Source organism: Bradyrhizobium altum (assembly GCF_020889705.1).
In the GTDB taxonomy this organism is placed as follows: domain Bacteria; phylum Pseudomonadota; class Alphaproteobacteria; order Rhizobiales; family Xanthobacteraceae; genus Bradyrhizobium; species Bradyrhizobium altum.
On record NZ_JACMYP010000112.1, the window covers coordinates 20,006 to 27,666 of the forward strand.

The 7,661-nt window shown below is 65.0% G+C and carries 7 protein-coding genes and 1 pseudogene; 4 read left to right on the forward strand and 4 right to left on the reverse strand.

Annotation, left to right across the window (positions count from 1 at the left end):
• Window positions 1–14 precede the first annotated feature (14 nt).
• Genes H8B02_RS25040 through H8B02_RS25050 form a run of 3 tightly spaced genes read left to right on the forward strand, consistent with a single transcriptional unit; the run spans window position 15 to window position 2,361 of the window.
• A complete protein-coding gene (locus H8B02_RS25040; protein ID WP_229168721.1) occupies window positions 15–665 on the forward strand; it encodes a cysteine hydrolase family protein in 651 nt (216 codons plus the stop codon).
• Window positions 662–2,029, forward strand: a complete 1,368-nt coding sequence (locus tag H8B02_RS25045) for an epoxide hydrolase family protein (RefSeq protein WP_229168722.1) — start codon at window positions 662–664, stop codon at window positions 2,027–2,029. The genes H8B02_RS25040 and H8B02_RS25045 overlap by 4 nt, the downstream gene beginning before the upstream one ends.
• 38 nt (window positions 2,030–2,067) lie before the next feature.
• Complete coding sequence (locus H8B02_RS25050) at window positions 2,068–2,361, forward strand: putative quinol monooxygenase (RefSeq protein WP_229168723.1); 294 nt, start codon at window positions 2,068–2,070, stop codon at window positions 2,359–2,361.
• Window positions 2,362–2,396: 35 nt separating this feature from the next.
• Here H8B02_RS25050 and hisC read toward each other — a convergent pair whose 3' ends face one another.
• From hisC to H8B02_RS25070, 4 genes and pseudogenes are all read right to left on the reverse strand, one after another.
• Window positions 2,397–3,449: a histidinol-phosphate transaminase gene (gene hisC, locus H8B02_RS25055; RefSeq protein WP_229168724.1), complete on the reverse strand. Its 1,053-nt coding sequence runs from the start codon at window positions 3,447–3,449 to the stop codon at window positions 2,397–2,399.
• 104 nt (window positions 3,450–3,553) lie between these two features.
• Window positions 3,554–4,405, reverse strand: a complete 852-nt coding sequence (locus tag H8B02_RS25060) for an HTD2 family dehydratase (protein ID WP_229168725.1) — start codon at window positions 4,403–4,405, stop codon at window positions 3,554–3,556.
• Window positions 4,406–4,432: 27 nt separating this feature from the next.
• Window positions 4,433–5,533 (reverse strand): CaiB/BaiF CoA transferase family protein, encoded by a 1,101-nt coding sequence (locus tag H8B02_RS25065; RefSeq protein ID WP_229168726.1) that lies wholly within the window; start codon window positions 5,531–5,533, stop codon window positions 4,433–4,435.
• 11 nt (window positions 5,534–5,544) lie between these two features.
• Window positions 5,545–6,713: pseudogene (locus H8B02_RS25070) on the reverse strand (acyl-CoA dehydrogenase family protein).
• 152 nt (window positions 6,714–6,865) lie between these two features.
• Here H8B02_RS25070 and H8B02_RS25075 point away from each other — a divergent pair.
• Window positions 6,866–7,661 (forward strand): LysR family transcriptional regulator (locus tag H8B02_RS25075; protein WP_229168727.1); only part of this gene is annotated, 796 nt, incomplete at its 3' end.

Genomic DNA, 7,661 nt, shown 5'->3' on the forward strand with positions numbered 1-7,661 from the left:
CCAAGGAGCGATCGATGTCCCAGATTATCTATCCACGCGAGCGAACCGCGCTGCTTCTCGTCGATCCCTACAATGATTTCCTGTCCGAGGGCGGCATGGTCTTTCCACGTATCAAGCCGATCGCTGACGAGGTCGGGCTGCTCGACAATCTGCGCCAGCTCGACGGCGCGGTCCGGGCCGCCGGCATCCAGGTGGTGATCGTCCCGCACCGCCGCTGGGAGCCGGGCGATTATGAGGATTGGGATCATCCCAATCCAACCCAGCGCTTGATCATGCAGCGCCATAGCTTTGCGCGCGGTGAATGGGGCGGGGATTGGCATCCGGACTTTGCGCCCAAGGCCGGCGATCTGATCGCCCAGGAGCATTGGGGGCAGAGCGGGTTCGCCAACACAAATCTCGACTTCCTGCTCAAGCAGAAGGGCATCACGCATGTGATCGTGGTCGGGCTGCTGGCCAACACCTGCATCGAATCGACCGGCCGCTTCGCGATGGAACTCGGCTACCACGTGACGCTGGTGCGCGATGCCACCGCCGCCTTCTCGCACGACATGATGCACGCCGCTCACGAACTGAATGGCCCGACCTACGCCCATTCCATCCTGACAACCGCCGAGGTGATCGCGGCGTTGCCGGCGGCCTCTCATTCCAAGGAGACAGTCAAATGACCACAACATCGAAGACACCAGCTGCAATCGCGATAGGCCAATTGAACCAGGACGCCATCGACCAGGACCGGCGCAGGCTGCTGACGGGCGCGGCGTTGGGCTTGATTGCTGCCGGTGCTGCCAGCCTGTTTCCCGCGCATCCCGCCGCGGCGGCCAGCAGCGATGCGATCCGCCCATTCCGCATCAGCATTCCCGAAGAAGACCTTGTCGACCTTCGCCGCCGTTTGGCCGCGACCCGATGGTCCGACAAGGAGACCGTCAACGACGACTCTCAAGGCGTTCCGCAAGCGATGCTGCGCGATCTCGTCCGCTACTGGCAGACCGACTACGACTGGCGGAAGGTGGAGGCGCGGCTCAACGCCCTGCCGCAGTTCGTCACCGAAATCGACGGGCTGGAGATTCACTTCATTCACGTTCGCTCGAAGCATGACAATGCACTGCCCCTGATCGTCACGCATGGCTGGCCGGGTTCGGTCATCGAGCAGATGAAGATCATCGACCCCCTGACCGATCCCACCACGCACGGCGGTAGCGCGTCGGATGCGTTCCATCTCGTGATCCCGTCGATGCCGGGCTACGGATTCTCCGGCAAACCGACCACGGTCGGCTGGGATCCCCAGCGCATCGCACGGGCCTGGGTTCAATTGATGAAGCGGCTCGGCTACAGCAAGTTCGTGGCGCAGGGCGGCGACTGGGGTTCGCCGGTCTCCAATGAAATGGCCAAGCTGGGTGCGCCGGAGTTGCTCGGCATTCACGTCAACCTGCCCGGCGTCGTTCCGCCCGAGGTCGTCAAGGCGGTCAGCACCGGCGGCCCTGCGCCGGACAATCTGTCCCCGGAGGAGCAGCACGCGTTCGACCAGATCAAGCTTCAATTCGCGAAACGGCGCGCCTATGCGCAGATCATGGGCACGCGCCCCCAGACGCTTGCGGCCTTTGCGGATTCGCCGGCGGGCCTCGCCGCCTGGCTGCTCGATCACGGCGACGGCTATGCCCAGCCGGCCGCGGCGATGACATCGGCGGTGCTCGGTCATGCAGTCAACGGCCATTCCGCGGGCGCGCTGACGCGCGACGATGTGCTCGACAACATCACGCTGTACTGGCTCACCAACAGCGCGATTTCCTCGGCGCGTCTGTACTGGGAGAACAAGACCAACCTCTATCTGCCGGCCAATGTCGCGATCCCCGCCGCCGTGACGGCGTTCCCCGGCGAGAGTTTTGTCGCGCCGCGGAGCTGGGCGGAAAAGGCCTATCACAAGCTGATCTACTTCCATCAGGCCGAGGCCGGCGGCCATTTCGCGGCGTGGGAGCAGCCCGACATCTTCAGCAGAGAGGTTCGGGACGCGTTCCGACCGCTGCGCAGCTGATCTGAACATTCACTGAAGAACTGAAAGGAGTATCTATTATGGCCAAGCTTGCTCTCATCGCTACGGTCGAGGTCGCGCCGGAAAAGCGGGATCAGGTGCTGTCGCTGCTCTCGGCGCACGGCGCCCGGTCGCTCAGGGATGAGCCGGGCACGCTGCACTTCGAGATCCTGGTGCCGCGTGAGGATGCAGCGAAGCTCCTGATCTACGAGGTCTATCAGGATGACGCCGCGTTCGAGGCGCATCGCAATGCGCACTCGATCAAGCAGTTTCGTGAAGAGAGCGCGGGATTCGGCAGCAAGATCAGCGCTGTTCGGTGTACGCCCGCCGAATAGACCTTGTCGCCGGCGTCGCCGTCGCAGGCACGGGATCAGACCATCTGACGCAGCAGGCTGATCAGGCGGCCGCATTCATCGTCCGTGCCGACCGTGATGCGCAGGAAATCCTCGATCCGCGGCTTCTGGAAATGCCGCACCAGGACGCCGCGCTGGCGCAGCTTCGCGGCGAGATCAGCGCCGCGATGGCCACCGTGGCGGGCGAACACGAAATTCGCATGCGACGGCAGCACTTCGAAGCCGAGCTCGGTGAGATCGCGGGCGAGCGCCTCGCGGCTCCGGATGATGCGTTGCCGGGTCTCCTCAAACCATGCGTCGTCCTCGATCGAAGCAACTGCACCTGCGATCGCGAAGCAATCCAGCGGATAGGAGTTGAAGCTGTCCTTGACGCGCTCCAGCGCCTCGATCAGCGGGCGCTGGCCGACGGCGAAGCCGACGCGCAGTCCCGCCAGCGCGCGCGACTTCGACAGCGTCTGGATCACCAGCAGATTGTCGTGGCGCGCGACCAGCGGCACCGCGCTCTCGGCGCCGAAATCGACATAGGCCTCGTCGACCACCACCAGCCGGTCGAGATGCTCAGTGACCAGCGCCTCGATCGCGGCGCGCGGCAGCGCGATGCCGGTCGGCGCGTTGGGATTGCACAGCAGGATGGCGCTCCCCGGGCGCCGGTAGTCGGCGAGGTTGATCCGCATCGCGGCATCGAGCGGTACGGTTTCGTGACTGACGCCATAGAGCCGGCAATAGACCGGGTAGAAGCTGTAGGTAATGTCGGGGAACAGCAGCGGCTTATCGTGCTTCAGCAAAGCGGGAAAGGCATGCGCCAGCACCTCGTCCGAGCCGTTGCCAACGAACACCTCGTCGGCGGTGACGCCATAGCGCGTTGCGATCGCCTCGCGCAGGGCGGATGCGCGCGGGTCCGGATAGAGCCGCAGGCGATCCGTGGTCGCTGTGATCGCCGCTACCGCGCGGGGCGATGGCGGGTAGGGATTCTCGTTGGTATTGAGCTTGATCAGGCCATCGATCTTCGGCTGCTCGCCGGGCAAGTAGGGCGACAGATTGTGGACGACCGAACTCCAGAAGCGACTCATGATCCCGTGATCCAAGGATGAATGCGATCACAATACGGAATACGAGGCGCTGATGAAAGCGCCTCTTTATTTCCTCGCATTCTGATCTGTGCTGCGCTGGTGCCTTACCAGGTCGCCGTGCCCTTCATGGTCGGCTGGCCCTCGGCATTCGCGGTCCACAGCTCCATGCCGCCGTCCTTGTCGTTGGCGTTGATCGAGAACTCGCTGCCCTCGAACAGCGGCTGCACGCCGCGATAGGTGAGCTTCTTCGGCGGCTTGCCGCCGCGCAGCTTGGCGGCGAGCTCGACGATGAACGAGGCCTGCAAGGGGCCGTGGAAGATCAGGCCCGGATAGCCCTCGACCTTGGTGACGTAGTCGCGATCGTAATGGATACGGTGGCCGTTGAAGGTCAGTGCCGAATAACGGAACAGCAGCACCGGATCGGAGACGTGGCTCTCGCGGTGTTGCGCGACCGGGGGAGGCGGTGCCTTGGCCGGTGCTGCGGCTTGTGTGCTCGTCATCTCGCGATAGACGATGTCCTGCCGCTCGCGGACCGCAAGCCCGCGCGAGGTCGTCACCTCGTGATTGACCGAGACGAAGCACAGCGTGCCGGTCGAGCCCGATTTCACCGTGACGTCGGCGATCCGCGAGGTCCGCTTGGCGTCGTCACCGATGCGCAGCGCATCGAAGAATTCCAGTTCGCCGCCGGCCCACATCCGGCGCGGCAGCGGCACCGGCGGCAGGAAGCCGCCGCGGGTCGGGTGGCCGTCGGGGCCAAGTTGCGACATCGGAAACACCGGCTGCGCCAGGCACCAATGCGTGGTCCACGGCGCGGCGTCGCCGGCCTTCGGCTCGCCGATCTCCTGGAACAGCGTCGCGCGCAGTCCCATCACGAGATATTTGGTGACGACGTCGGAGGCCTCAGTGCTGCGGCCGATCCACTGGCGGAGATGATCGAGGTCGAGTTTATCGGTCATGACTGGGTTGCCCGGGCAGGAGGGATCTCAGGATCGTTTGATGCGCTCGCCGATTGCGGGCACCTTGCCGTAGTGCCGGTCCTCGCCGACGACGATCGCGGCCGGCGCCGGATAGCTGACACGGCCGTTCGGCGTGTCGACCTCGATGCGGCGCAGATGCGGATGCTTGGCGAGGTCGTCCATGCTGTTGACCTCGGCAAAGGCGATGTCGGCCTCGGCGAGCTTGCCCAGCAAGTCCTCGCGCGTGAGCTTGCCAAAGCTGTCGCTGACGATCTGGTCGGTCAACGCGCGGTTGCGCACGCGCTCGACCATGTTGGCAAAGCGCGGATCGTCGGGCAGGCCGGGCTGGCCCAGCACCTTGGCGCACAGCGTCTTCCACTCGCGCTCGCTCTGGATCGAGATCAGGATCTCCTTGCCGTCCTTCGAGCGGAACACGCCGTAAGGCGCGATCGAGGGATGGGCGAGGCCGATCCGCTTCGGCGACTTGCCGTCCTCGGCATTGAGCAGCGGCACGGTGAGCCAGTCGGCCATCACGTCGAACATCGAAATTCTGATATCGGCGCCCTGGCCGGTCCGACCGCGGCCGATCAGCGCCTCGAGGATCGATGCATGCGCGGTGGCGCCGGTGGCGACATCGACGATCGACATGCCGACGCGCGAGGCGCCCTCGGGTCCGCCGGTGATCGAGGCGAGGCCGCTTTCGGCCTGGATCAGCAGGTCATAGGCCTTGCGGTCGGCGTAGGGGCCGGTGTCGCCATAGCCGGTGATGGTGCACATGATCAGCTTCGGATAGGCCTTGCGCAGCCGCTCGCGCGAGAAGCCGAGCTTGTCCATCGAGCCCGGCTTGAGGTTCTGCAGCAGCACGTCGGCGCCCGCGATCAGCCCCTCGAGCTGCGCGCGACCTTCCTTGGTGGCGAGATCGACCACGGCGGAATCCTTGCCGCGGTTGAGCCACACGAAGTAGCTGCTCTGGCCCTTCGCCGCGGCGTCGTAGCCGCGGGCGAAATCGCCCTCGGGCCGCTCGATCTTGATGACATGGGCGCCGGCATCGGCCAGGCGTGACGAGCAGAACGGCGCGGCAACCGCCTGTTCGACGGCGATGACGGTCAATCCCTCAAGCGGCAGCATGATCAGACAACTCAGTAGGAGCGGGGCATGCCGAGCACGTGCTCGGCGACGAATGACAGGATCAGATTGGTCGAGATCGGCGCCACCTGGTAGAGCCGGGTCTCGCGGAACTTGCGCTCGACGTCGTATTCCTCGGCGAAGCCGAAGCCGCCGTGGGTCTGCACGCAGGCATTGGCCGCTTCCCAGGAGGCATCCGCCGCCAGCATCTTGGCCATGTTGGCCTCGGCGCCGCAGTCGAGCCCGGCCTCGTATTTGCGGGTGGCTTCCTTCACCATCAATTCCGCCGCGCGCATCGAGGCGTAGGCTTTTGCAATCGGAAACTGGATGCCTTGATTCTGGCCGATCGGCGGCCGAACACGCTACGCTCCTTGGCGTAGTTGGTCGCCTTCTGGATGAACCACTTGGCATCGCCGACGCATTCGGCGGCGATCAGGATGCGCTCGGCATTCATGCCGGAGAGGATGTAGCGAAAACCCTTGCCTTCCTCGCCGATCAGATTCTCCGCCGGCACCTTCATGTCGGTGAAGAACACCTCGGTCGTGGCGTGGTTCATCATGGTGCGGATCGGGCGGATCTCCAGCCCCTTGCCCTTCACCTCGCGCATGTCGACGATGAACACCGAAAGCCCGTCGGTGCGCTTCTTGGATTGCTCCTTCGGCGTGGTGCGCGCCAGCAGCACCATCAGGTCGGAATATTCGGCGCGGCTGGTCCAGATCTTCTGGCCGTTGACGACGTAGTGGTCGCCGTCGCGGCGCGCGAAGGTCTTCAGCGACGAGGTATCGGTGCCGCTGGTCGGCTCGGTGACGCCGAACGCCTGCAACCGCAATTCGCCGGTCGCGACCTTCGGCAGATATTTGGCCTTCTGCGCGTCGTTGCCGTGCCGCAGCACGGTGCCCATCGTGTACATCTGGGCGTGGCAGCCGCCGCCGTTGCAGCCGGCGCGCTGGATCTCTTCCAGGATCGCCGCCGCGGCGGAAAGCTTCAGGCCCGCGCCGCCATATTCCTCGGGGATCAGCACCGAGAGATAGCCGGCCTCCGTCAGCGCATCGACGAACTCCTTCGGATAAGCCATCTGGCGGTCGAGCTTGCGCCAGTATTCGCCGGGAAACTGCGCGCAGAGTTTAGCGACGGCGTCGCGGATGTCTGTGTGGTCGTCGGTGTGCTGATCGTGTGCGGTCATGATTTCGTTTTGCCGAGAGGTTGCGCCAGGGCGTTGTCGAGCGAAGCGGAAACCGGTTCGCGTGAGGAAAACGCCCGCTGTTGTGGGGTCCCGGTAAACTCCCTATGCTGTTTTGTTAAAGCGTATGAACCTGCCTTCCAGGATTGGCAAGTATGGATTTCCGCCAGCTTAGGACCTTTGCGTGCGTCGCGGAACTCGGGAGTCTGAGCAAGGCGTCCGATACCTTGCGGGTCGCGCAGCCGGCTCTGAGCCGGCAGATCAAGCTTCTGGAGCACGAGCTGCGCACCGAATTGTTCACGCGCAACGGCCGCGGCATGGTGCTGACCGATGCCGGCCGGCTGCTGCTCGCGCGCACCGGCGGTATCGTGCGGCAGATCGACCAGATCCGCGATGACATCCAGTCCGCGGGCGGCGCGCCGTCCGGGCGCGTCGTGCTCGGGCTGGTGCCGACGGTGAGCTGCGTGATCTCGGCGCGGCTGGCGCGGCGCACGGTCGAACGCTATCCCGGCATCTCGCTCTGCATCGTCGAAAGCTACAGCGGCCATCTGATCGAGTGGCTGCATCGCGGCGAGATGGACCTTGCCGTGATCTACGGCCCGTCGGTCGATCTGCATCTGGCGGTGCAGAGCCTCGGCCGCGATAGCATCGTCGCGGTCGGCCCGCGCGGCAGCGGGCTGAAGCAGAAGAAGCAGGTCGATATCGGCTGGCTGTTGCGCCAGCGTCTGGTGCTTCCAAGTCATTCGCACGGGCTCCGCGCCATGATCGAGCATGCGGCGGCGAAGAAGAAAGTCACGCTCGACGTCAAGCTCGAGGCGGATTCGTTCCGGGTGCTGACGAGTTTGGTCGAGGAGGGGCTCGGATACACCATGCTGCCGCCGTCATCGGTGCGCGGCGAGGTCGCCGACGGCCGGCTCGAGACTGCGCCGATCGCGCGGCCGGCGCCGCGGC